This window comes from Roseateles saccharophilus (assembly GCF_031458095.1).
Taxonomy (GTDB): domain Bacteria; phylum Pseudomonadota; class Gammaproteobacteria; order Burkholderiales; family Burkholderiaceae_C; genus Pelomonas; species Pelomonas saccharophila_A.
On the sequence record NZ_JAVDXU010000007.1, the window covers coordinates 14876 to 39633 of the forward strand.

A 24758-nucleotide genomic window follows, 5' to 3' on the forward strand; every position below is an offset into this window, starting at 1 on the left:
TCTAGCGGGACTGCAGAAAGGACTCGACGGCGGCGCGCGCCGGGATGCTGCTCTGCGCGCCCGGCCGCGTGCAGGCGAGGGCCGCAACGGCGCAGGCGAAGCGCAGGGCCTCGGGCCAACGGGCGCCGCGGCCCAGTTCGGCCACCAGGGCGCCACAGAAAGTGTCACCGGCCGCCGTCGTGTCGACAACCTCGACAGCAAAGCCGGCCTGCTCGAACCAGGCCGCGCCGCAGCGCGCCCGCACGCCGCGCGCGCCCAGGGTGACGACGACGCAGGGCACGTCCAGCGAGGCGATGGCGGCATCGACGTCGTGCTGGATGCCGCTGATGGCGGCCAGTTCGCCCTCGTTGACGACCAGCAGGTCCAGGGCGGCGAGCAGAGCGCGCGGCAGGGCCTGCGCCGGTGCACCGTTCAACGTCACGTTGAGGCCGGCCGCGTGAGCAGCGCGCGCGCAGGCGGTGACGGTGGCCAGCGGCGTCTCCAATTGCAGCAGCAGATGGCTGTAGGCGCTCAGCGGTGGCAGATGCTCGGGGGCGAGGCCAGCGTTGGCGCCCGGCGCCACAGTGATGGCGTTCTCGGCGTCGTCGGACACGCAGATGAAGGCCGTGCCGGTGGCCAGGCCCGCGGGACGGACGATATGGGGCGTCACGCCAGCGGCGCGCAGCGAGGCTTCGAGCTCGGCGGCGTAGGCGTCGGCTCCCAGGGCCAGCAGCATGTCGGTGGGCACGCCGCCGGCGCGCGCACAGGCGACGGCCTGGTTGGCGCCCTTGCCGCCGGGGAAGGTGGCAAAGCCGCGACCGAGCACGGTCTCGCCGGGGCTGGGAATGCGCGGTGCGCGCACGACGAAGTCGAGATTGGCCGAGCCGGCGACCAGGATGGCGGGAGCGCTCATGTCTCGAGGGCCTGGTAGACGAGGTTGTGGAAGGCGGTGGTGGGCCGCGGCGGGTCGGCGGCGAGGCCACGCGGCACATGCTGCATCAGCAGCAGGGCAACGAGGCGCTCGCGCGGGTCGACGGTGAAATAGGTTGTTGCGGCGCCGGGCCAGCCGAAGCTGCCCTCGGAGCCGAGGCGGCCGCGCTTGGCCGGGTCCAGCAGCATGGACACGCCCAGGCCAAAGCCCTCGCCGGGGCCGAGGCCGTTGCCGACGTCCAGGTGGGCGACCTGGTTCATGCGCATCAAGGCCACGGTCCGGGGCGACAGCAGGCGCCGGCCGCGCCACCAGCCCTCGTCGAGCAGCATCTGGGCAAAGCGCAGATAGTCGCCCGCCGTCGAATAGAGGCCGCCGGCGCCGCTGTCGTAGTCGCGCAGCGGCGCGCCGGGATCGTCGGCCGAGCGGGCGTCGGCAAGCACCAGGCGGCCGTCGTCGCTGACGCTGGTGATGTCGGCGATGCGGCGGCGCTTTGCCGCGGCCACCGCGAAGCCGGTGTCGGCCATGCCCAGAGGATCGAACAGGCGCTGCTGCAGGAAGCGCGCAAAGGGCTGGCCCGACACGACTTCGACGACGCGGCACAGCACCTCGGTGTTGATGCCGTCGTAGCGGAAGCGGCTGCCCGGTTCGACCGCCAGCGGCACGGCGGCGACGCGGCGAGCCAGCTCCGCGAGATCGGCCGCGGCCTGCGGGTCGGGCCCGCTGCCGTCGGTCTCGATGCCCGAGGTGTGCGTCAGCAGATGGCGCAGTGTGAGGGGCCGGCGCGGCGCGCCGCCCTCGCGCAGGTGCAGCGCGGCGAACTCGGGCAGATGGCGCGCAACGGCATCGTCCAGCGTCAGCCCGCCCTCCTCCATCAGCATCAGCACGGCGACCGAGGCGATGGGCTTGGTCATCGAATAGATGCGGAAGATGGCGTCCACGGGCATGGCCTCGCGGCGCGCGAGGTCGCGGTGGCCGTGGGCCCGGTGGTGCAGCACGCAGCCTTCGCGCGCCAGCAGCACGACGGCGCCAAGGTGGCCCGGGCCGCGCGCGCTGGCGCGGGTGTCGGCATCGAGGAAGGTGTCCAGCCGCCTCAGCCTTTCGGCCGAGAAGCCGGCCGAAGCCGGCGTGCAGGCTGGCAGGGCCGGCTCGGCCCGCGCCGGCCATGCGGCAGCAGCGGCGCCGGCCAGCATCAGGCGCCTTGTCGGTCCGGATCGGGAGTCAGGCGTCAGAAGCTCACCGTATGCGTCACCGACACCACGCGGCCGCGGCCCGAGGTGTAGTTGCGGAAGCCCACCACCTGCGACCAGCTCAGCACATAGAACTTGTTGGTCAGGTTCTCGATGCCGATGGAGCTCTTGCCGCCACGGCCCCAGTCCCAGTTGGCGCTGAAGTCGAACAGCGTATAGCCCTTGGTGTGCTCCTCGGCGCTGGTGCCGACGTTGAGGTCGCGCGAGCTCAGCCTGGTCGCGCCCAGCGTCACATCGACCTGGGGCAGGAAACGCCAGTTGACCGAGGCGCCGAGCTTGTCGGGGTTGATGTCGAGCACGCCCATCTGCTTGGTCAGCGGGCCGCCGCTGGTGAACCAGGTTTTGCCGGAGGTGTGCGAGTACAGGGCCGTGAACTTGAGGTCGCGCGAGGCGCGCAGCTCGCCGGTCAGCTCATAGCCACTGATGTTGACGGGCTGGCGGGCCAGCAGGAAGTCGTTGGTGACGGGGTCGATGGACAGTGACTGGCCAAAGTCGGACTTGCTCTTGTAATAGGAGCCGCCGAAGGAGGCCATGGCGCCGCGCCAGTTGAAGCCGACCTCGTTGTTCTTCACGATGACGGCCTGCAGGTCCAGGATGCCCGCCACGGACTGGCCGGGGTAGTTGATGTTGCGCAGCGGGATGCCGACATTGGGCAGGGTGAAGCCCTTGCCCGTGGACACAAAGGCCGACCAGCCGCTGCCGATCTTCCAGACGACACCCAGATTGGGCAGGTTGGCCTTGTAGTTCAGCGTGCCGCCCTTGACGTCCACGCGGTTGCGGAAATAGGTGGTCTTGTAGTCGGCCACCTCCAGCTCGCCGTCCTCGCGGCGGAAACCGCCGGAGAAGGTCAGCGGGCCGATGTCGTAGGAAGCCTGGATCCACGGCGCGACGCTGCTGTAGTTCATCGGCGGCACCCACAGGCGGTCGGTCAGGGCCAGCCACTGGGCGGCCGTGTCATGCGTCAGGTCGACGCCGCCGCGCACCTCCAGGCCCTCGATGCCGAAGACGTCGCCATGGCTGTAGGCATTGCGCAGGCCGTATTTGCGCGAGCGCACCTCGGACTGGTCGACCAGGGTGCCCAGCGGCGCGATCAGCGGGTCCTGGCGGTCGGCGCCGTTCTCGGCCGGGTAGCGCATCTTCTGGTCGGCGTAGTAGGCGTCCAGCGACAGCGAGCCGCCCCACAGGTCGTTGTGCTTGTAGGACAGCGTGCTCTGCTGGAAGTCGTTGATCTCGCTGAGGGTGCCGAACAGGCCGGGCCTCTCGGAGGTGTTGGTCGAGCCGGCCGTGCGGTCGCCGTCGACGAGGTGGTAATTGCCCTTGCCCTCGATCTTGAACTTGGAGAACGAGGCCTGGATGCGCTGCTCGCGGTTGGCACCGAAGTTGAAGCCGGCCTTGGCGTAGAGGTTGTCGGCCGTCGAGTCGGCCACCGAGCCGCTGGTGTTCAGGCCGATGCGGCGACCGTGGCCGTCATAGGTCATGCCGCGGTCGATGCGCGAGACGGCACCGATGAAGTCCCAGTCGTCGGCCTTGAAGGCGTAGTTGGCGCCAAGCTTCCAGCCGGCGCTGTCGTCCTTGAAGGCCGTCGTGTAGCGCGCCGTCAGCGTGACCTCGCTGCCCGGCTTGGTGGGCGTCTTGGACAGGTAGTTGATGATGCCGCCGGCCGCGCCTATGCCCTCGGACGCCGACGGACCGTTGATGACCTCGATGCGGCCGACCAGGCCCATGTCGGTGAAGCTGGCGTTGCGCGTGCCCTCGCGCAGCGGCGAACCCTGGGGCACGCCGTCGAACAGGCGCAGCGCGATGCGGCCGCGCAGGTTCTCGCCGGTATTGCTCATGGCCTGGGATGACTCGGCGTAGCCCGGCACCGTGCGCGACAGCACGGCCGTCATGTCGTCCGTCATGTTCAGCGTGTGGCCGATCTCTTCCTTGGTGACCAGGGTGACGGCACCGGGGATCTTGTCGACGGCCTTGGGGATGCGGGTGCCGGTGACGATGACGCGCTGCAGTTCCTTGCCGTCGGCGTCCTTGTCGGCGTCGGCAGCGGCCTGCTGGGCCTCAGCGCCAGCCGCGGCCAGCGCGGCAAAGACCGCCAGCGCAATGGTGCGGCGGCGGAAACGGGTGCTGTTGTGGCCCTGGCTGGCCGGTGCTTGTCTCGTCATCTTGTGCTTTCCATCGGTCTGTGGGCGCGCCTTGCACGACGTGACGCCGGTGGGCGTGGCGTGGCGGGCGCTGTGGCCGCAGTCTCAGCCAGGGCGTGAATGCTTCACACCCGCGCCACCTATGTTCAGGCCGAAGAATTTGTTGTGTGCCGATGCGGCCGCATCAGGCCAGTCCGGACACCGCACGCGCTTCGCGCAGAAAGGCCGTGACGAGGCGATGCCTGACCGTCGCCCGCGACCACACCACGCCGATGCGGCGCGGCTCGCTGGGCAGGGGCAGGGGCAGGCAGACGACGTCCAGCCCCTCGGGCCAGGGGCGCAGCCAGTCCGGCACCAGGGACACACCCAGGCCGCGGTCCACCATGACGGCGATAGCGTTCAGCGCGTTCAGCTCGAAGCGCTCCTGCGGCACGATGCCGGCGCGCTGCAGATACTGGTCGGCCACGCGGCCGCCCCATTGCGTGCGGTCATAGCGCACCAGGGGCTCGGTCTGCAGCAGCTCGTGCGGGTCGCGATCGGCCCAGCGGCGCGGCGCGAGCACGACCAGCTCCTCCTCGCGCAGCAGCTCCCAGCCGCAGGTCTTGGGCAGGGGGAAAGGCGCTTCCAGCACGACGGCGGCATCGAGGTCGCCGGCCTCGACGGCCCGATACAGCTCGGGCGAATAGCCCGGGCGGATGAAGACCTTGAGCCGCGGATGCAGCTCGACGAGGCGGGCCAGGATGTCTGGCACCAGACCGGTCAGCGCATTGGTGCCGGCGCCCAGGCGCAGCTCGCCGGCAGGCGTCTCGTCGGTGGCGATGGTGCTCAGGTCGGCCACGCCGCGCAGCAGCTCGCGCGTGCGCTCGAGGATGCGCGAGCCGGGCTCGGTGACATGCACGGAGCGGCCGGCGCGGGCGATCAGCGGCGCGCCGATCTCGCGCTCCAGCGTGCGGATCTGCTGGGCGACGGCGGCCGGCGTGATGTTGAGCACGCGCGCCGCGGCGGCCATCGAGCCATGGTCGACGACGGCGACGAAGGTGTGCAGGAACTGTGTCTCCAACGTGCGGCTCTTCTGAGGCTGCCTCTATGACCGCAGGTTACTCCACGGCGTCCTGCCGGTAGATGGTCAGGCCGCGCAGCGAACGCGTCGGCGCCGGGAAGAACAGGCTCGCCAGATAGCCGACGACGATGCACAGCATGATGGACATGCCCAGATACAGATAGGGGTGCAGCAGGCTGAAGCTCCAGGCCGTCGTCGTCAGCACGATGGCCGTGGCGACGCCGATGGCCACGCCGGGCGAGTTGGCGCGGCGTGTGAACATGCCCAGCGTATAGGCGCCCGCGAAGCCGCCGCCGAGCAGGCCGGCCAGCTCGATGGAGACGTCGAACAACGAATGGATGTCGTAGCGCGACAGCAGCAGCGCAAAGCCGATGCCCAGCAGGCCGGCGGCCACCGTCATCCACTCGGCGAAGCGCACGCTGCGCGCCGGGTCGGGGTCCTTGACGAGCTTCTCGTAGAAATCCACCGAGGCCAGCGTCGAGACGCTGTTGATGATGCTTGAAAGCGTCGCCATCGCGGCGGCGAAGATGCCCGCGATGATGAGGCCGGTCAGTCCGCTGGGCAGCTCGGCGGCGATGAAGAGGGGGAAGGTGGCGTCGATGCTGAGCAGCGGGTTCATGCGCTCCGGGTGGGCCTTGTAGAAGACGAACAGGGCCGTGCCAATCGTGTAGAAGACGATGCCGCCGGGAATCATGATGGCCGCGAAGGCCCAGATCGAACGGCCGGCCTCCTTGGCATCGCGCGTGGACAGGGTGCGCTGCATCAGCACCTGGTCCTTGGGGAAGGTCAGCACCACGTCGAAGAGGACGAGGAAGATGAAGCCCCAGACCGTGGCCTTGCCGAGGTCGAAGCTGAAGTCGAAGGTGTGGGTCTTGTTCTCGGCCGCCGCAGTGCGCACGAACTCGGCCACGCCGCCATCCAGCGACCAGACGATGAAGCCGATGGCGAACAAGGCCCCGCCCATCTTGACGACGAGCTGCACGATGTCGGTCCACACCACCGCCTTCATGCCGCCCAGGGCCGTGTAGCAGATGGTGAACAGGCCCATCATCAGGATGCTCCAGGTCACCGGGATGCCGGTGATGGTGGCAATGGCCAGCGAGGGCAGATAGAGGATGACGCTCATGCGGCTGCCCAGCTGGGTCAGCATGAAGAGGCCGCTGGACAGCATGCGGATGGCCGGGTGAAAGCGCGTCTCCAGATAGGAGAAGACGCTCATCAGATCGAGGCGGCGCAGCAGCGGCACGATCCAGACGGCGACGAACATCAGACCGCCCACGGCGATGAGGTTGTTCGTCATGTACTGCCAGTTGGTCTCGAAGGCCTTGGCGGGGATGGCGATATAGCTGATGGAGCTGGTGTTGGCCGCGTAGAGGCTGACGCCCGCCGCCCAGAAGGGGATGCTACGGCCGCCGACGAAGAACTCCGCCGTCGACTGGCGCTTCTCGCGCAGATAGAAGTACAGGCCTATGCCCAGCATGGACGCCAGGTAGACGACGATGACGACCCAGTCCAGCGGCTTGAGCAGCAGCTTGCCGCCCTCGACCTCCAGCGTCGCTGCCTTGCCGGCGCCGTCCAGCCACAGCCAGCCGTCCTTCCACGGCAGGGCCTGGGCGACGCCACTCAGCGCGCCGTCGGGCAACTCGGCCCAGGACTGGGTGATGGTCTGCCAGCTCATCAGCCGCGGCGCGCCGCCAACCAAAGGTTCGACGATGAAGAGGCCATGGGCCTGGCCGCTGGCGCGCGCCCAGGGGCCCGCAAGCTTCCCGGGCAGGGCGCCGCGCGCCTCCCAGCCGGCCTCGGCGGTCCAGCGCCACAGGCGGTCGGGCGCGCCCTCCTCGACGACGTAGACGGCCCGCGTCTGTGTGAAGACGGCGCGCGGCTTGGCGGCACCGGGCCGGCCGGGATGGACGAGCCAGCGCGCGTCGGCAACCTGCAGCGGCAGTTGCAGCAGCTGGGAGCGGCCCTGGGCGTCGAGGCCGGCAACCCAGAGCTGCTCGGCCGTCAGCGCCGCGCGCGCCTCGCGCAGCGGCAGGGGCAAGGCGGGCAGAGCTTGTGTGACGAGGCGCTCCTGCTGCAAGACCAGGCGGGCGGCCGCCTGCGTCTGGCCGTTGGCGCCCAGCAGCAGCACGGACTCGCCGGCCGCCGTCGCCGTGGCTTGCACGGCCTGCGGCGGCGACCAGGCCTGGCGCTGCCAGTGCTGGCCGGCCGCATCGAGCAGCCAGACAGCATCTGCCGTGAAGGCGGCGGCGCGCCCGTTGACGGCGGCAAGGCCTTGAGCGGCCATGGGCAGGGACGGCAAGTCGGCGCGGCGCAGGTTGACGAGGCTGTCGGCGCGCGCAGTCCAGGCCAGCAAGGCCAGTAACATCACGACAAGAGGCCGGCCCCAGGCAGGAATTCTGGCGATCAAGGATTCACTCCGCGGGAGGCTTGCAGCAGCTGACGTGCGCGTTGGACGAAAGGAGCATCGATCATGCGGCCATCCAGCACGACGACGCCACGGCCCTCGGTCTCGGCCTGGCTGGCCGCGGCGTCGACGCGACCGGCCCAGGCCAACTCGTCGGCGCTCGGGCCAAAGATCTCGTTGGCCGGCGCGATCTGGCGCGGATGGATGCAGCTCTTGCCGGCAAAGCCCAGGCGGCGCGCCATCAGCGCCTCGGCGCGAAAGCCCTCGAGGTCGGCCAGGTCGGGGTAGGCGCCGTCATAGGCCGGCACGCCGGCCGCCGCGGCGGCCATGCGCAGCGCATGCAGGGTCGCGTGGACGTTGGCGGCGTCGTGGCGCGCGATGCCCAGGGGTTCGTAGAGGTCGGCCAGACCCAGTTGCAGGCCGGCCACGCGCGGATGCGCCGCGCCGATGCGGGCCGCACGCTGCAGGGCCGCGGCGCTTTCGATGTTGACGAGCAGGCCGATGGGCCTGGCGTGCTCGGCGGCGGCCTCGAGGTCGCCGAGCAGGCGCGCGGCGTGCAGCACATCGGCCTCGGACTCCGCCTTGGGCAGGTTGATCCAGTCCAGGCCCGGCTGGATCAGCGCACGCAGATCGTCCTCGAACCAGGGCGTGCCCGGTGCATTGACGCGCACGATGATCAGGGGGCGGCGTGGCATGGCCGCGGCGCGGGCCAGTGCCGCGGCGACGTCGGCTCGCGCGCTCAGCTTGGACTCGGGCAGCACGGCATCCTCGAGGTCGAAGGACAGCGCGTCGGCCACGCCGTTCAACGCCTTGTCGAACAGCTCCGCCCGTGCACCGGGCACGAAGAGCTTGCTGCGAAAGCCGCGCAGGGCGGCGGGAGGACGGCTGAACATGGCCGGCAGTGTGGGCGAACTGGGCCCTAGGCAAACCCGCCGTCCGGCATCTTCAGACGATAGTTTTCGTTGCGAACTGGGCCTTCAGCCACTGCACGAAATGGGGTTCCGGCGCGTCCAGCGGCGACAGCAGCCAGTAGCTGTCGGGTCCGTCGACGACGATGCCGGCAAAAGGCGCGACCAGTTCGCCGCGCTCGCAAAGATCGGCGAACAGCCGCGGCGACAACAGGGCCACGCCCAGGCCCTGCACCGCGGCCCGTGCTTCCAGCTCGTAGTTCGGGAAACGCGTGCTGACGAAGCTCGGTTGGGCGTCCGGCCGGCCGGCGGCCTGCAACCAGGCCGGCCAGCGCGGGTCGGGGATCAGCGGCAGCGCCAGCAGCTCATCGACCGTTGCCGGCCTGCCCAGCCGCGGGCTGAGCATGGGCGTGCCCTGCTCGGCGAGTAGCCGGCTCGCGCGATAGCCCGGCCAGGGTCCGCTGCCGCTGCGGATGGCGACATCAAAGCTGCCTGCGGGTGACAGGCCCTGGCCGGCATCCAGGGCGATGGCATCGGATTCGGGCAGGGCCTGATAGGCCGCAAGGCGCGGCACCAGCCAGCAGGCGGCGAAGGTCGGCGCGCAGGTCAGGCGCAACGGCGGCCGGGCGCGCCGGCAGTCGTCGACCGCCGTGCGCATCAGGGCCAGCGCCTGTTCGACGCCGGCCGCCAGCGCTACCGCGCGCTCGGTCACGATGAGCTTGGGGCCGTGGCGGCCAAAGAGCTTCACGCCCAACTGCTCCTCCAGCGCGCGCATGCGCTGGCTGACGGCCGTCGGCGTGATGGCGAGCTCATCGGCAGCGCGCGAGAAGTTGCCATGCCGCACACAGGCCGCGAGCACGCGCAGGGACTCGAGCGGCAGCGGCGATGTCGGGCTCAGGGCCATTTGAAGTGGAGCTTCAGATCAAGCGCAGGAATCATCGTTTTGAGCGGCAGGGCCGGGCTTCCTAGACTGGGTTTCCAACCAGCCCAGGACCTCGCCATGACGCCATCATCGACTCAAAATCTCGCCGCCTTCGCATTGCTCGCCGCGCTGGCCGCCGCCCCCGCGGCCGCCGCCGAGCCGCCGGGCTACACCCTGGCCCGCCAGGGCGACAGCCACGACTTCGATTTCCTCGGCGGCGCCTGGACGACGGTGCAGCGCCGCCTCAAGGCCCGCAACGTCGGCAGCCAGGAATGGACAGAGTTCCCGGCCAACCTCTGCCTCACCCACTACCTGGACGGCATCGCCAATGTCGACGAGCTCCATATGCCGACGCTGGGCCGGCGCGGCCTGACGCTGCGCACCTTCGACACCGAGAAGCGCCAGTGGTCCATCTACTGGGTGGCCACGCCGCTGGGGCGGCTGGACCCCATCCCCGTCGTCGGCGGCTTCCAGGGCGGACGGGGCGAGTTCTATGGCGAGGACAAGGACGGCGACAAACCCGTCAAGGTGCGCTTCGTCTGGGAGAACCTGGACGCCACCCATGCCCGCTGGGCCCAGGCCTTCTCCTATGACGACAAGACCTGGGAGACCAACTGGACGGCCGAATTCACCCGCGCCGACCCGACCCGACTCTGCGACCAGGGCCGGCCGCGGCGCTCCTAGCCCTGCCACCATCCCTCTTTAGGGGGAGACGCTGCAGGAGCCCTCCCCCTCTCTCCCCCTTCGCCCCCTCCTCGGGGCGATATCCCCCGGGCGGGCCGGCGCCGAAACTGCTTCCATCAACAGGAGACAGCCATGACCGCAGCCCGCACCGCCGAACTGATGAGCCGCCTGCCCGGTTGGTTCGTTGAACATGCCCGCGTCACCGAGGAGAAGGCCCGCCGCCGCCGCGAGATCCTCGCCAAGCGCTACGAAATCCTCTGCGGCGAGAACAACCAGGGGAGCTGGAGCCACACCATCGTCGAGTTCGCCAAGCGGCCGCTGGCTGCACGCCCCACCGCGGCGCCGGCGCCCGCACCGGCAGCTGTTGCCGAGCCGGCTCCGGAGCGCCGCAAGGCCACGCCCACCGGCCTGGAATGGCGGGAGTTCATGACGCCCGAAGAGCTGCGCGACCTGACGGGCCGGCGCTCGCTGAGCAGCCAGCTGGACGCCCTCAAGGCAGACCGCATTCCTCACCGCGTGATGCGCAACCGCCTGCTGGTCAGCCGCTTCCATGTGCGCGAGTGGCTGGCCGGCCGACTGCACGCCAAGAGCGGCGGGGACGCGCATCTGGCCTTGGCCAGCTGAGCCCGGACGACTGCGCGAGCGGACATGAAAAAACCCGCTGAGCTTGCGACTCAGCGGGTTCCTGTATTTGGTTGCGGGGGCAGGATTTGAACCTACGACCTTTGGGTTATGAGCCCAACGAGCTACCAGACTGCTCCACCCCGCGACTGAAGCTGGCAGTATACACGGGTTTTGGGGCTCTCGGCAATTTCATGACCAAGCCATGTCCCGGGGCGTGTTCGCCCTTCTTGTCCCACCGCGGTTGGCGTCCGGCCGCGGCCATGAAATGAGGCGTGCTCAGAAGGGCAGCTGGGCGCCGCGAGCCTGCAGCCGGGTGCGCAGATGCGAGCGGGCGCGCGACACACGGCTGCGCACGGTGCCGATGGGCACGGACAGCAGGGCGGCGGCGTCCTCGTAGCTCATATCGTCCATGGCGACGAGCAGCAGCACCTCGCGCATCTCGGGCATCAGGCCGTCCAGCTCGGTCTGCAACAGCACCATCAGCTGGTTCATATGGCATTGCTGCTCGGGGTTGGCCTGCAGGCAGGGCGTGGCCTCCAGGGCCGACTCGTCCTCGAAGCGGTACAGCCGCGACGGCGCGCGCGACAGGTGGTTGCGCACCAGGTTCATCGCGATGCCGTAGAGCCAGGTCGACAGCTGGGATTCGCCACGGAACTGCTCGAACGTGCGGGCCGCCTCGACAAAGGCCTGCTGGGCCAGCTCTTCGGCCTCGGTGCTGTCGCCGATATGGCGCAGCACGAAGCGATACAGGCGGTCGCGGTGTTCGCCGAACAGCTCCGAGAAGATGACGTTGGGGTCGGCAACTGCGGGATGGCGGATCGGGGGGCACTGCGTCTGCATGGCGGGCTCCGGGCGGGTGATGCGGCCGACATGGCCGCCTTGTTGGATCAGACGCCGTCGCACCGGGACTCGCGACAAGCCAAACCCGCCCTACCCCGCATTCACGGGCATGGGTTAACCCGCGCGGCTGTGAACTCCGTCACGAACTCAATGCGGAACCTGGCTGAGCAGGGTCCGAAGCCGCTCGGCGAGGGCGTCGGCATCGGCCGGCGGCGGCAGTCGGAAGTCCGGCGCGAGCGCGTCGTCCAGGGCCTGGCGGCGCTCGATGCCGAGGCTGGCCGGGTCCAGCCCCAGGCCTTCGGCGACACGGCGGAAGCGCCAGCCCAGCATGACGGCCGAGAACTCGATCTGCACCAGGCAGGACTGGGCCAGCAGCAGGCTCAGGGCCGACTCGGCGCAGGCCACCGCCTGCTTGATGACGCGGGCCTGCAGCAGGCGGCGCGGGTTGCCGTTGAGCCGCCATTCCCTCTCGGCGATGGCGCTGGCCGCCTCGCCGAAATGCTCACGCAGGGCGATGACGAAGAGGCGGCCGATCTCGTCGGACACCACACCGGCCGGCGTCACGCCGCCCTGCACCTCCAGCCGCCCCTCCACCTGGCTGGCCCACAGCAGCGGTCCGACGGACGCGGCGCTCGTGAAGGCGTCCAGCCTGGGTGTCTCGGGCGTCGCCTGCGGATGGGCGACCTGGGCTTGGTTGGGGTTCAGAACACGGTCCAGAGTCGGCGGTGGATGCCGGCCCTCGTCTGCCGGCATTCCTTAGGTAACCGCGACCGCTGCCCGGTTCCGCCCTCATGCCTACTTGACGGCTTGGACGCTGAAGACCGCGGCACCGTAGTCGGCCTTGCAGTTGGCATGGCCGCAGTCCGGCTGCCCCAGCAGCCAACCCGGCGCAGCACCGGCCGGCCCCTGGGCGGGCAGGGTCAGGAAGCCATAGCTCGGGTCCTTCTCGGTGGACCAGGGCGCGAAGCTGCGCGGCTCGGCCGTCACGAGGACGAAGAAGTGCTCCGGCCCCGGCGGGTCGCTGGCCTTGAGCGGCCAGCTGGCGCCGGGCAGGCGCATCGTCTCGCCGGCCCCGATGTGGTTGTTCTTGGCCTTGTCGTTGGGATAGAGCTGGACCAGGCTGCCGTCCGGCCCGGCCAGCAGCACATAGACATAGCCCTCACGCGTGGCGCTGACGCTGAAGCGCAGCTCGTCGCGGTCGATGCGCAGCGTGGCCTTCTCGGCCTCGGCGTGCACGTCGAAGCCTTCGCTGTGGCGGGCCACCAGGGAGCGGAACTGGCTCGGCAGATCGCGCGCCACCGGCTCCGCCTCGACGGGTGCCGATGCAGGCGCCGGCGCGGCCACGGGGGCCGCGGCGACGGGTTCGGGCGCTGGCGCTGGCGCTGGCGCGGGGCGCGTCGCAAACCAGGCGGCCGCGCCAGCCACCGCCAGCCCGACCAGACCCAGCCCGGCAAGCAGCGGCATGCGGCTGGCCGCCGGCTTGGGGGCGGGCTCGGGCGTCGCGGCGGGCGCCTGGATCAGCGTCGCCATCTGCCCCGGCTTGGGCGCGTAATGGCCGGCCAGGCCCAGGTCCTCGCGGAACTCGGTCATGGACTGGGTGCGCTGGTCGGGCAGCACCTGCAGGGCGCGGTCGACGGCCTTGACGAGGCGGTCGCTGTAGCGCCCCTCGGCCAACTGGGCCAGCGGCACATAGTCGTCCTTGACCATGCGGCCGACGCTGGGCGGCGGCGTCTTGCCGGTGATGGCGCAGTAGACGACGGCGGCCAGGGCGTAGACGTCGGTCCACGGGCCCTGCTTCATGCTGGGCACCTCGGCGTACTGCTCGATGGGGGCGTAGCCGGGCTTGAGGATGACGGTCAGGGCCTGGGTCATGTCGCCGATGACGCGGCGGGCGGCACCGAAGTCCAGCAGCAGCGGGCGCGCGCCATTGCCATTGACCAGGATGATGTTGTCCGGCGCGATGTCGCGGTGATAGCAGTTCTCGCCGTGCAGCACCAGCAGGGCCTCGGTCAAGGGCGCCAGCAGGTCCATCAGCCAGGTCTCGGTCGGCGGCTCGGGCATCTCCTTCAGGGTGTCCTTCAGCGTCTTGCCCTCGATGAAGGGCATGACCATGAAGGCGGTGCCATTGGCCTCCCAGAAACGGTAGACCTTGACCAGGGCCGGATGGTCGAACTGGGCCAGCAGGCGCGCCTCGTTGATGAAGCTCTTCAGTCCGGCCTGGAAGGTGTCGCGGTGACGCTCCGAGCGCACCCTCACCTGGGAGCTGTCGCCGCGCAGGGCCAGGGCGGCGGGCATGTATTCCTTCAGCGCCACGGTGCGCTCCAGCGCATGGTCGCGGGCCAGGTAGACGATGCCGAAGCCGCCCTCGCCGAGCACGCGGATGACCTCGAACTCGGCCTGGCGGCTGCCCACGGGCAGGGAGTTGCCGCCCTCGTCCCGCTCGATGTGCGCGGGCGGGGGCTCGGGCGCAGGCGCGGCGCCCATGACCGTCGGCGCGTCCTCGAAGGGCGTGGGAGCGGCCGAGCCGGCGGTGGCGCTGGGCCGGATGATGGTCGCGTCGTTGTCTTCCGGATCGCTGGAGGAGTTCATCGTGATGGCGGGACGTCCAAGATGCTGAGTGTCGCCGCGGGCCATTCCGTTCCCGCCACCCCGCACCCAGGTGAGGGCCCAGGGAACTAAGCGCCGCCCCGGGTTACATACCGGCCGAACTCCTGCCTGCCCAACCAGCAGCCCCAGATCGGACCCCCATGGACAGCAATCCCTTCGACGCACAGCCCGACACCACGCCGTCGCTCAGCAGCGACCCCGTGCTGGCGCCCTGGCTGCAACCCGTGTCCGAGGACGATCCCTGCGGCCCCGACCTGGAATACGACAACGATTTCCTGGCCCTGACCCAGGCGGCTGCGGGCAAACCCGAAACCCAGTTCGCCCCCGCCGAGCCGCCGGACTGGCGCGCCGTGCGCAGCGGCGCCGACGACATCAACGGCCGCAGCCGCGACCTGCGGGTGGCCAATCTGCTGCTGCGCGCCCGTCTGCGCCTGGAGGGCTTCGCGGTGCTGGCCCCGGGCCTGCGCCTGTTTGAAGAATTGCTGACGCGCTGGTGGGACGAATTGCACCCGCGCCTGGACGACGGCGACGCCTTCGGCCGCATCAATGTGCTGGGCGAGCTGAACAGCCTGGACGCCACCCTGGGCGACGTGCGCGCCAGCCTGGTGCTGAACGACCGCGGCATCGGCCAGATCAGCGTGCGCGACATCGAGATCGCCATGGGCGACTTGCAGGCCCGCGACGACGAGTCCGTGCCTTCGCGCGGCCAGATCGAGAACATGCTGGCCGACGCCGTCGCCGGCTACCCGCAGCTTGCCACCCAGGCACCGGCCGCGCTGGCGGCGCTGGAGTCGCTGGGCGCCTGCCTGGCCGTGCGCTTGAACTACGGCGACCTGCCCGACTTCTCGGCCCTGCGCACCATGCTGGACGCTGTGGCCGCCGTCTCGCCGCGCCCCGTCAGCATCGATGCCTCGGCGGACGACCTCGCCGGCATGCTCAATGACCTCGGCATCGCCCAGGGCGGTGATGCGGGCGACGACGCGCCGGCACCGGCCCGCCGTGGCCGCAGCGGCGGGGGCGGCGGTGGCCTGGGCGCCATCGAGAGCCGCGCCGACGCGGTGCGCGCCATCGACCTGGTCTGCGCCTATCTCGAGAAGCACGAACCCACCAACCCGGCGGCCGACCTGCTGCGCCGCGCACAACGTCTCATCGACCGCAACTTCCTGCAGCTCGTCCGAGAGTTTGCCCCCGATGCCGTGAACGAAGTGGCTCGTATGCTCGGCGTGGACCCGGACAGCCTGCATTCCTAGTCGCAACCTGCGCTGCGATGACGTCTTCTCATACACACCCGCAGCCGTCCTCGTGGCCCCAATCTTCTGAACCCCTGAATCCCATCCGCAAGGAGCATTGAGATGAGCAAGAGCAGCCAGAAATTCATCGCCCGCAACCGGGCCCCGCGGGTGCAGATCGAATACGACGTGGAGCTCTACGGCGCCGAGAAGAAGGTCCAGCTGCCCTTCGTGATGGGCGTGATGGCCGACCTGTCCGGCAAGCCCGAGGATCCGCTGCCGCCGGTGACGGACCGCAAATTCCTCGAGATCGACGTCGACAACTTCGACTCGCGCATGAAGTCCATGAAGCCGCGCGTGGCCTTCAACGTCGAGAACACGCTGACCGGTGAAGGCAGCCTGCCGGTGGACATCACCTTCGAGAGCATGGACGACTTCTCGCCCGCCGCCGTGGCGCGCAAGGTCGAGGGCCTGAACAAGCTGCTCGAGGCCCGCCAGCAGCTGTCCAACCTGATCACCTATATGGACGGCAAGAGCGGCGCCGGCGACCTGATCGCCAAGGTGCTCGCCGACCCGACGCTGCTGAAGACGCTGACCGACGCACCCAAGGCCGAATAAGCCGCCAGCCCTCCACAGATTCCTGAAACGACCGGAGTTTCAAACATGACCCAAGCGGAACAGTCAGCATCGGCCCTGGCGGGCGTCACCTTCGAAGGCAATGACTTCGCAGCCCTGCTGAACAAGGAATTCAAGCCCAAGACCGACGAGGCGCGCGGCGCCGTGGCGCAGGCCGTGCAGACGCTGGCCCAGCAAGCCCTGAGCAACACCCAGCTGCTCAGCGACGACGCCGTCAAGACCATCGAGGCCATGATCGCGGCCATCGACAGCAAGCTCACCGAGCAGATCAACAAGATCATGCACCACGAGGACTTCCAGAAGCTGGAGTCCGCCTGGCGTGGCCTGCATTACCTCGTCAACAACACCGAGACCGACGAGCAGCTCAAGATCCGCGTGATGAACGTGTCCAAGACCGATCTGGGCAAGACGCTCAAGCGCTACAAGGGCACGGCCTGGGACCAGTCGCCGCTGTTCAAGAAGCTCTACGAAGAGGAATACGGCCAGTTCGGCGGCGAGCCCTATGGCTGCCTGGTGGGCGACTATCACTTCGACCACACGCCACCCGACGTCGAGCTGCTGGGCGAGCTGAGCAAGATCGCCGCCGCCGCCCACGCCCCCTTCGTGACCGGTGCCGCCCCCAGCGTCATGCAGATGGAAAGCTGGCAGGAACTCGCCAACCCGCGCGACCTGACCAAGATCTTCACGACGCCCGAGTACGCCGCCTGGCGCTCGCTGCGTGAGTCCGACGACGCGCGTTATCTGGCCCTGTGCATGCCGCGCTTCCTGTCGCGCGTGCCCTATGGCGCCAAGACCGCGCCGGTCGACGAGTTCGCCTTCGAGGAAGACACCGAAGGCGCCGACCACAGCAAGTACACCTGGTCCAACGCGGCCTACGCGATGGCGGTCAACATCAACAGCTCGTTCAAGCAGTACGGCTGGTGCTCGCGCATCCGCGGCATCGAGTCGGGCGGCGCGGTGACGGGCCTGCCCACCCACACCTTCCCGACCGATGACGGCGGCGTGGACATGAAGTGTCCGACCGAGATCGCCATCTCGGACCGCCGCGAGGCCGAGCTCTCCAAGAACGGCTTCCTGTCGATGGTGCATCGCAAGAACAGCGACTTCGCCGCCTTCATCAGCGGCCAGTCCCTGCAAAAGCCCCAGGAGTACGACGACGCCGACGCGACCGCCAACGCGGCACTCGCCGCCCGCCTGCCCTATCTGTTCGCCTGCAACCGCTTCGCCCACTACCTGAAGTGCATCGTGCGCGACAAGGTGGGTTCCTTCAAGTCGCGCGACGCGATGGAAGACTGGCTCAACAGCTGGATCCTGAACTACGTCGACGGCGACCCGATGAACTCCTCGGAAGAGACCAAGGCCATGCGCCCGCTGGCGGCCGCCCAGGTCGAAGTCTCGGAAGTGGAAGGCGCCCCCGGCTACTACCAATCCAAGTTCTACCTGAAGCCGCACTACCAGCTCGAAGGCCTGACCGTGTCGCTGCGGCTCGTGTCCAAGCTGCCGTCTGAAAAGTCGGCTTAAACAGTTCGAGAACTCGCCCGGCGCGGGAGCAGGACGGGTCTTCTCACATCACCACCATTCCCGCGCTTTGAACCTCTAAAGGAGATATCAACATGGCAGTCAATGCATTCCTCACCTTCTTCGACAAGGCCGATGGCGAGTCCATCCAGAAGGGCAAGGAAAAGTGGATCGAGATCCAGGGCTGGGACTGGGAAGTCGAAGCCGAGACCAGCTGGACCAAGGGCGGCGGCGCCTCGGTCGGCAAGCCCAACCCCGGCAAGATGAACTGGGAACACTATTTCGACACCTCGTCGACCGTGATCCTGGGCTATATCTGTACCGGCAAGGCCTTCCCCAAGGTCGAGCTGCAGATGATGAAGACGACCGGCTCGGCCACGCCCGAGACCTACTTCACGATGACGATGGAAGGTTGCTTCATCACCAAGGTGACCCAGAACGGCACCGAGGAAGGCAACGTCACGCAGAAGGTCGAAATGGTCTTCAAGACCGTCAAGATCGAATACAAGCCGCAGGACAACAAGACCGGCAAGCTGGGCGCGCCTAAGACCTACAACTGGGATATCCCGGCCGGTACGGCCTCTCCCTCGGCTTGATGCCCTGAGCGGCGCCCGGCACCATGAGCCGTTCGAACATATTCATGCAACTCATCACCGGCGCCGGGCCGGTGGTGGGCGAGGGCCTGCTCGAGGGTTTCGAGGGCTCCATCGAGATCCTGGAGTTCGGCTGGGGCATGACGGCCCTGAAGGACCCCAAGGCCAAGGGCAGCGGCCTGGCCGGCATGGCCGCCGCGGCCGCGTCCATGGCGGGCCTGGGCACGCCGGTCACGGTCCAGATGGAACCGCTGACCTTCAAGAAGCGCTTCGACGTCGGCTCCTCGCAGATGCATTTCTGCCTGGACAACCACCTGCCGGTGGTCAGTGCCACCATCACGGTGCTGCACATCAAGCAGCAGGGCCGCGTCATCCATCAACCCGGCTTCGTGCTCGCCTGCACCATGGGCCATTTCGCCGACTGCACCCTGGACGTCTCCGACAGCGGCATGTCCAAGGAAGTGACCGAGAACTGGACCCTCAACTTCAAGAGCATCAAGATGATGTACTTGAAGACCCTCGGCAAGGACAACCTGCCCACGCCGCCCTTCTTCCACCCCGTGGCCCTGCTCTGATGTCTTCCTCCCAAAACGGCGCCGACATCTACATGATCCTGCTCCGCCCCACCCGGGTGCCGGTGGCGGGCGAGGCGGTCTCGCATCTCTTCCAGGGCCAGATCCTGCTCGAGAGCCTGAACTGGAAGCTGCACAACGAGGACGAGAAGCTGCAGGGCGCCGGCGAAGGCAAGGCCGGCAAGGCCAGCCTCATCAAGGGCGACAACCCCGCCGCCATGATGAAGAACCTCAACCAGCAGGTGGCCCAGGCCCAGGCCTCGCTGAAGCGCGACCTCGGCCGCGCCAGCAGCGACAGCGAGCGTTCGTCGCTGCAGGACAAGCACGACAAGTGGCTGAGCAACTCGATGAACGAGGCTCAGAAGAAGATCGAGCAGGCCGCGACGGCCAGCAACGTCGGCAAGTCGGGCAGCGCTGCCAAGGAAAAGGGCGGCAGCAAGAGCCACGAAGGCGCCGGCGACCGCAACCCGAATTTCGAGTTCACCTTCACCAAGCGTGTCGACATCGCCAGCACGCAGATGCTGAACTCGATGAAGGCCGGCGATATCTTTCCCTCCGGCACGCTGACCATCCACAAGCGCTCCGCGACCGTGATGGACGGCACCTCGCTGGTCTTCACCATCCAGAAGATCCGCCTGGTCGAATACCAGCTGCAGGTCGCCATCACCGACACGATGACGGAGATGATGGAGCAGTGGAAATGCGAGTTTGGCTCGCTGGCCTATATGTACAAGAACCCGCCGTCGCATTACTCGCACGGCAACGCGGGCCAGGCGGCCGCCAAGACGCTATCTCAAGGCACCATGCGCGCCTTCACGATGAAGAACATCGGTTCTCCGATCTGAAGCCGGACGGAATCTCGCCATGGCAATGACCAATTACCGCGACATCAGCACGAGCATGAGCGACGTGTCGGCCGGCTTCCAGTTCGAGTTCTTCTGCGAGAAGTGCGGCGAGAGCTCGCGCTCGGCCTTCAAGCCCTATCGCAAGGGCCAGATCACCGGCTGGCTGAGCCGCTTCGCCTTCATGTTCTACGACCTCAACAAGGCCAGCCGGGCGACCGGCGCCTTTGCCGAGGCCGGTGGGGGCAGCGCCAAGGCCGAGGCCCTGGCCGAAGCCATGGCCGCCGCGGCGCCCATGTACGAGCGCTGCAGCGGCTGCCGCAAATGGGTGGGCCGCGAATGCTGGAACAGCAGCAGCAACAGCTGCCGCGACTGCGCCGCCCGCGCCGCCCTGGACACGGGTGCCTCAGCCGGCTCCGGCTATGGCGCTTCCAGCGGTGGTGGCGCCGCCTGCCCCAATTGCCAGACACCCAGCCAGGGCGGGCGCTTCTGCCACGAATGCGGCTTCGACATGGCCAGCACGCACAAGAGCTGCCCGGCCTGCGGCGTCACCCTTCCGCGGCAAGCCCGCTTCTGTACGGACTGCGGCCATGGCTTCTGACCTGACTCCCCAACAAGCCGCCGAAGAGCTTCTCCGCGCCGGCGACCCGCGCGCCGCCCTCGCCAAGCTGACCGAGGCCGTGCGCGCCAAGCCGGCCGATCCCAAGCTGCGCACCTTCATGTCCCAACTGCTCAGCGTGCTGGGCCAGTGGGAGCGGGCTCACACCCAGCTCAATGTCGTCGCCGACATGGACAAGCTCGCCATCCCGATGCGCGAGACGGTCGGCCACGCCATCCGCTGCGAGCTGCTGCGTGCCGAGGTCTTTGCCGGCAAGCGCACGCCCGTCGTCTTCGGCCAGCCCGAGACCTGGGTGGCGCAGTTGATCGAATCGCTGAAGCAGCAGGGCGAAGGCAACAACGAACTCGCCGTCGACCTCGCCGCCAAGGCCTTCGAGGCCGCACCCACCAGCGCCGGCAGCATCGACGGCCAGTCCTTCGAGTGGCTGGCTGACGCCGATTCGCGCCTGGGCCCGGTGCTCGAGGTCTGCCTGAACGGCCACTACACCTGGGTGCCCTTCAAGCACCTGGCCAAGATCCATTTCGACGCACCGGAAGACCTGCGCGACTGCGTCTGGATGCCGGCCCAACTGAGCTTCACCAACGGCGGCAACAGCGTCGCCCTGGTGCCGACGCGCTACCCCGGCTCCGAGAAGAGCGAAGACGGCCTCATCAACCTGGCGCGCAAGACCGAGTGGCAGCCCCTGCCCGGCGAGGAGCGCTACGCCGGCCTGGGCCAGCGCGTGCTGACCAGCGACATCGGCGACCACGATTTGATGGCCATCCGCGAAATAGTTTTCGATACGCCGACTGAAGGCGCGTGATGGCCGGCTTCGGCGCGCAAGACCGCCTCCAGCCCTCGCTGCTGGACCGGCTCACCGACAACGATCCCGGCTCCAAGGTCGAGTCGCTCGAAGCGCGCGTGCTCAGCCGCAAGCAGCTGCGCGAGGCCGTGCTGCGCGACCTGTCCTGGCTGTTCAACGCCGTCTGCGAAGAGCCCGACATCCGCAACCGCGACGACCCCGAGCGCACCGCGCTGTGGAAGAGCGTGCCGCATGCCTGCGACTCGGTGCTGAACTTCGGCATCCTGCCCCTGACCGGGCAGACCATGACCATCCACAACTTCCCCATCATCGAAGCCCAGGTCCGCCAGGCCATCATCCGCTTCGAGCCGCGACTGGACCCGGCCACGGTGGAGGTGCGCATCGTCAACGACATGAGCACCGGCCTGCGCCCGACCAGCCTGCGCCTGACCATCAAGGGCCAGATGTGGAACCAGCCGGTGCCGCTGGAGCTGCTGCTCAGCGCGGACGTGGACGTCGACACGGGCCAGGCCGCCGTGCGGGACATGAGAGGCTGATGACAATGGCCCAACCCTGCGCGCTTCGCGCGCCCCTCAAGGGGCACTGCCAGCGGCCCGGCAAAGCCGGCTCCGCGGCAGCCGCTTGGTCAGGCACTACGGCCACCGAAAACTGAAATGGATCCCCGCCTCCTCCGCTACTACAACCAGGAACTGCGCTATCTCCGCGAGATGGGCGGCGAGTTCGCGCGCGAGTTCCCCAAGATCGCCGGGCGCTTGGGGCTGGAAGGCCTGGAGGTCGCCGACCCCTATGTGGAGCGCCTGCTGGAAGGCTCCGCCTTTTTGGCCGCGCGCGTGCAGCTCAAGCAGGACGCCGAATTCCCCCAGCTGGCCCAGCGCCTGCTGGACATGGTCTGCCCCAACCTCAGCGCGCCGATCCCGTCCATGCTGGTGGCCCAGCTCGAGCCCGCGCAAGACCCCAACCTGATCGCCGGCTTCACGCTGCCGCGCGGCAGCGCGCTGATGGGCCCCAAGACACCGCTGGGCCCGACGCGCTGCGAGTTCCGCACCGCCCAGCCCGTCACGCTGACGCCGATCAAGGTCAGCCAGGTCGAATACTTCCTCAGCGCCACCGACATCAATTTCAGTGGCCTGCCGCTGCGCGAGCGCCCCAAGAGCGGCGTGCGCGTGCGGCTGGAGCTGCCCACCGGCATGAGCTTCGCGAAGCTGCCGCTGGACAGCCTGCGCTTCTTCATGGGCGGCCTGCAGGACGTGGCGCTGAAGCTGCACGAGCTGGCCACCTGCCGCTGCGTCGGCGTGCTGGCCGGCCCCGGCGGCAAGGGCCCCGACCTGAAGCGCAACTTCATCCCGCCCGGCCGCGTGCGCCATGTCGGCCTGGCCGACGACGAAGCCATGCTGCCGGTCACGCTGCGCGGCCTGTCGGGCACGCGGCTGATGCAGGAGTACTTCGCCTTTCCGCAGCGCTTCCTGTTCATCGACGTGGCCGGCCTCAAGCCCAGCTTTGCGGCAGCCACGGGCAACACCTTCGAGCTGGTGCTGCTGTTCGACCGCTACGAGCCCAGCCTGGAGGGCGGCGGCGAACCGGCCAACTTCAGCCTGAACTGCGTGCCGGCCATCAACCTCTTCGAGCGCCGCGCCGAGCGCATCACCGTCGACGACAGCGCCACGGCCTTTCAGGTCATCCCTGACCGCCTGGCCGGCAATGACTTCGAGGTCTTCGACGTGTCCTCGGTCACCGGCTTCTCGACCGATACCGACGAGCTGCAGTTCCTGCCGCTGTTCGACGTGCCCCATGCCGACCCAGCCGGTGCCTCGGGCTATTTCAGCCTGTTGCGCGAGCCGCGCCTGGCCAGCGACCGCACCAAGCGCGAAGGCCCGCGCTCGGCCTATGTCGGCAGCGAGGTCTTCCTGTCCCTGGTCGACCTGCAGCGCGCCCCCTACCGGACCGAGCTGCGCCAGCTGGGCGCCAAGATCCGCTGCACCAACCGCGACCTGCCCCTCTTCATGCCGGCCGGCCGCGACCATGGCGGGCTGACGCTGGAGACCCGTGCGCCGGTCGACCACATCGCCGTCGTCGCCGGCCCGTCTCGCCCCTGCAGCGCGGCGCGTGAGGGTCCTCTCGCCTGGCGGCTGCTGTCCCTGCTGTCCCTGAACTATCTGTCGCTGGTGGATGAGGACGCCGAGCGCGGCGCCCTGGCCCTGCGCGAACTGCTGGGCCTGTTCGGCCAGAGTTCGGACGCCGGCCTGCTGCGCCAGATCGAGGGCGTGCGCGCCGTTGACACCCGTCCGGTGGTGCGCCGCCATCCGGCACCGGGCCCCATCGCCTTTGGCCGCGGCCTGGAGGTGCAGCTGACCGTGGATGAGCTGTCCTTCGAGGGCGGCAGCGCGACTTTGCTGGGCGCCGTGCTGCACCACTACTTCAGCCGCCATGTGTCGATGAACAGCTTTGTGCAGACCCTGCTGGTCTCGCGCACGCGCGGCGAGCTGAAGCGCTGGCAGCCCCTGCCCGGCGCCCGGGCAGTCCTGTGAGCCAGAAGCCCGAGCCCTCGATCTTCGACGCGCTGACGGCGCGCCCGGGCCGCTTCGACCTCTTCCAGGCCCTGCGCCGCATCGAGGCTGCCCACCCCGACAAGCCGCGCCTGGGCGACGCGCTGCGCCCCGGCGACGAACCGGTGCGCTTTGCCAGCGAGCCGGCGCTGAACTTCGCGCCCACGCCCATCACCAGGCTGGCGCCCAGCGAACACAGCCCGCCGCGCCTGGTGCAGCGGGTGCTGAGCCTGTTCGGCCCCAACGGCGCGCTGCCGACCCACATGACGGAGTACGCCCGCGAGCGCTCGCTGCACCACGGCGACCGCACCTTCGCGGCCTTCGCCGACATGCTGCTGCACCGTTTCGGCCTGCTGTTCTACCGGGCCTGGGCACGCGCCAACCCGGTCGTCGGCATGGACCGCGGCCGCGAGGCGCCCATCGTGCGTCATGTCGGCGCCCTCATCGGCCTGGCGGAGCCCGCGCTGCGCGAGCGCGACGCCCTGGGCGACTTCTCGAAGCTGTATTTCGCCGGCCGCCTGGCCCGCTCGGCCCGCGATGCCGACGGCCTGCAAAGCTGGATCGCGCTGCGCTTTCGCGTGCCGGCTCAGGTGCAGCAGTTCAGCGGCCACTGGATGACGCTGGAGACCGAGGAGCGCACCCGCCTCGTCAAGCACGACGGCGTCGCCCTGGGCCGTGGCGCCATGCTGGGCCGCCAGGTCTGGGACGTGCAGCACAAGTTCCGCATCGAGATCGGCCCCCTGAGCTGGCCGGCCTTCCAGGCCTTTTTGCCCTCGGGCCAGAACCTGCAGGCCCTGCAGGCCATGGTCAGGCAATACGTCGGCCACGAGTTCGCCTGGGATGTGCGCCTGAAGCTCAAGCCCGCCGAGGTGCCTTCCTGGTCGCTGGGTAAGAAGCCCGGCGTCGGCATGCTGGGCCGCAGCGCCTGGCTCAACAGCCAGCGCCCGCGCAAGCGCGCCGACCAGCTGGTCATGAACGTGGAAAGCATCTGCCGGGAGCCCCTCGGTCCCTCATTGGCGCCCCGACACCAGATGTAGCGGAACCGAACGGCGGCCCC

Annotated in this window: 23 protein-coding genes and 1 tRNA gene; 13 read left to right on the plus strand and 11 right to left on the minus strand. The window is 68.9% G+C overall.

Features of this window, described 5'->3' with window-relative positions:
• Position 1: 1 nt before the first annotated feature.
• From J2X20_RS28220 to J2X20_RS28250, 7 genes are all read right to left on the minus strand, one after another.
• Entirely contained in the window at positions 2-892 is an 891-nt protein-coding gene (locus J2X20_RS28220; protein WP_310272876.1) for a ribokinase, read from the minus strand.
• Positions 889-2100 (minus strand): serine hydrolase domain-containing protein, encoded by a 1212-nt coding sequence (locus J2X20_RS28225; protein ID WP_310272878.1) that lies wholly within the window; start codon positions 2098-2100, stop codon positions 889-891. The genes J2X20_RS28220 and J2X20_RS28225 overlap by 4 nt, the downstream gene beginning before the upstream one ends.
• A gap of 35 nt (positions 2101-2135) precedes the next feature.
• Positions 2136-4316, minus strand: coding sequence for a TonB-dependent receptor (locus J2X20_RS28230; RefSeq protein WP_310272880.1), 2181 nt, complete (start codon positions 4314-4316; stop codon positions 2136-2138).
• 163 nt (positions 4317-4479) lie between these two features.
• Positions 4480-5355, minus strand: coding sequence for a LysR family transcriptional regulator (locus tag J2X20_RS28235; protein ID WP_310272882.1), 876 nt, complete (start codon positions 5353-5355; stop codon positions 4480-4482).
• A gap of 37 nt (positions 5356-5392) precedes the next feature.
• Positions 5393-7723, minus strand: a complete 2331-nt coding sequence (locus J2X20_RS28240; protein WP_310272884.1) for a sodium:solute symporter family protein — start codon at positions 7721-7723, stop codon at positions 5393-5395.
• Between the two features lie 38 nt (positions 7724-7761).
• The gene (locus tag J2X20_RS28245; RefSeq protein ID WP_310272886.1) at positions 7762-8655 is read right to left on the minus strand and encodes an HpcH/HpaI aldolase/citrate lyase family protein; all 894 of its coding nucleotides are present in this window, start codon (positions 8653-8655) and stop codon (positions 7762-7764) included.
• A gap of 52 nt (positions 8656-8707) precedes the next feature.
• Entirely contained in the window at positions 8708-9574 is an 867-nt protein-coding gene (locus J2X20_RS28250) for a LysR family transcriptional regulator (protein ID WP_310272888.1), read from the minus strand.
• A 96-nt stretch (positions 9575-9670) separates the two neighbouring features.
• Here J2X20_RS28250 and J2X20_RS28255 point away from each other — a divergent pair, with 96 nt between their 5' ends.
• Together J2X20_RS28255 and J2X20_RS28260 are read left to right on the plus strand one after the other, a co-directional pair.
• Positions 9671-10276: a hypothetical protein gene (locus tag J2X20_RS28255; protein ID WP_310272890.1), complete on the plus strand. Its 606-nt coding sequence runs from the start codon at positions 9671-9673 to the stop codon at positions 10274-10276.
• Positions 10277-10408: 132 nt separating this feature from the next.
• Positions 10409-10900 (plus strand): DUF4224 domain-containing protein, encoded by a 492-nt coding sequence (locus J2X20_RS28260; RefSeq protein ID WP_310272892.1) that lies wholly within the window; start codon positions 10409-10411, stop codon positions 10898-10900.
• Positions 10901-10968: 68 nt separating this feature from the next.
• On the opposite strand, the gene J2X20_RS28265 is transcribed toward J2X20_RS28260, so the two are convergent.
• The 4 genes from J2X20_RS28265 to J2X20_RS28280 form a co-directional block, all read right to left on the minus strand.
• Positions 10969-11045: transfer RNA gene (locus J2X20_RS28265), tRNA-Met, on the minus strand.
• A 131-nt stretch (positions 11046-11176) separates the two neighbouring features.
• Positions 11177-11740: an RNA polymerase sigma factor gene (locus tag J2X20_RS28270; protein ID WP_310272894.1), complete on the minus strand. Its 564-nt coding sequence runs from the start codon at positions 11738-11740 to the stop codon at positions 11177-11179.
• Between the two features lie 147 nt (positions 11741-11887).
• Entirely contained in the window at positions 11888-12493 is a 606-nt protein-coding gene (locus tag J2X20_RS28275; RefSeq protein ID WP_310272896.1) for a hypothetical protein, read from the minus strand.
• A gap of 42 nt (positions 12494-12535) precedes the next feature.
• Positions 12536-14329, minus strand: a complete 1794-nt coding sequence (locus tag J2X20_RS28280; RefSeq protein WP_310272898.1) for a serine/threonine protein kinase — start codon at positions 14327-14329, stop codon at positions 12536-12538.
• A gap of 158 nt (positions 14330-14487) precedes the next feature.
• On the opposite strand from J2X20_RS28280, the gene tssA reads away from it, so the two are divergent.
• The 11 genes from tssA (at position 14488) to tssG (ending at position 24738) form a co-directional block, all read left to right on the plus strand.
• Positions 14488-15597, plus strand: coding sequence for a type VI secretion system protein TssA (tssA, locus tag J2X20_RS28285; RefSeq protein ID WP_310272900.1), 1110 nt, complete (start codon positions 14488-14490; stop codon positions 15595-15597).
• 102 nt (positions 15598-15699) lie between these two features.
• Positions 15700-16194 carry a type VI secretion system contractile sheath small subunit gene (tssB, locus tag J2X20_RS28290; protein ID WP_310272902.1) on the plus strand — a complete coding sequence of 165 codons (495 nt, stop codon included), beginning with the start codon at positions 15700-15702 and terminating at the stop codon, positions 16192-16194.
• A gap of 45 nt (positions 16195-16239) precedes the next feature.
• A complete protein-coding gene (gene tssC / locus J2X20_RS28295) occupies positions 16240-17733 on the plus strand; it encodes a type VI secretion system contractile sheath large subunit (protein ID WP_310272904.1) in 1494 nt (497 codons plus the stop codon).
• Between the two features lie 92 nt (positions 17734-17825).
• Positions 17826-18326, plus strand: a complete 501-nt coding sequence (locus tag J2X20_RS28300; protein WP_310272906.1) for an Hcp family type VI secretion system effector — start codon at positions 17826-17828, stop codon at positions 18324-18326.
• A 44-nt stretch (positions 18327-18370) separates the two neighbouring features.
• Positions 18371-18898, plus strand: coding sequence for a type VI secretion system tube protein Hcp (locus J2X20_RS28305; RefSeq protein ID WP_310272908.1), 528 nt, complete (start codon positions 18371-18373; stop codon positions 18896-18898).
• Complete coding sequence (locus J2X20_RS28310) at positions 18898-19740, plus strand: type VI secretion system tube protein Hcp (RefSeq protein ID WP_310272910.1); 843 nt, start codon at positions 18898-18900, stop codon at positions 19738-19740. The genes J2X20_RS28305 and J2X20_RS28310 overlap by 1 nt, the downstream gene beginning before the upstream one ends.
• Before the next feature lie 19 nt (positions 19741-19759).
• Positions 19760-20338 (plus strand): double zinc ribbon domain-containing protein, encoded by a 579-nt coding sequence (locus J2X20_RS28315; RefSeq protein WP_310272912.1) that lies wholly within the window; start codon positions 19760-19762, stop codon positions 20336-20338.
• The gene (locus J2X20_RS28320; RefSeq protein ID WP_310272914.1) at positions 20328-21158 is read left to right on the plus strand and encodes a type VI secretion system accessory protein TagJ; all 831 of its coding nucleotides are present in this window, start codon (positions 20328-20330) and stop codon (positions 21156-21158) included. Before J2X20_RS28315 ends, J2X20_RS28320 begins: the two co-directional genes overlap by 11 nt.
• Positions 21158-21694: a type VI secretion system baseplate subunit TssE gene (gene tssE / locus J2X20_RS28325; RefSeq protein WP_310272916.1), complete on the plus strand. Its 537-nt coding sequence runs from the start codon at positions 21158-21160 to the stop codon at positions 21692-21694. The genes J2X20_RS28320 and tssE overlap by 1 nt, the downstream gene beginning before the upstream one ends.
• Positions 21695-21811: 117 nt before the next feature.
• Positions 21812-23683, plus strand: a complete 1872-nt coding sequence (gene tssF, locus J2X20_RS28330; RefSeq protein WP_310272918.1) for a type VI secretion system baseplate subunit TssF — start codon at positions 21812-21814, stop codon at positions 23681-23683.
• Positions 23680-24738: a type VI secretion system baseplate subunit TssG gene (gene tssG, locus J2X20_RS28335; protein WP_310272920.1), complete on the plus strand. Its 1059-nt coding sequence runs from the start codon at positions 23680-23682 to the stop codon at positions 24736-24738. The genes tssF and tssG overlap by 4 nt, the downstream gene beginning before the upstream one ends.
• Positions 24739-24758: the final 20 nt, after the last annotated feature.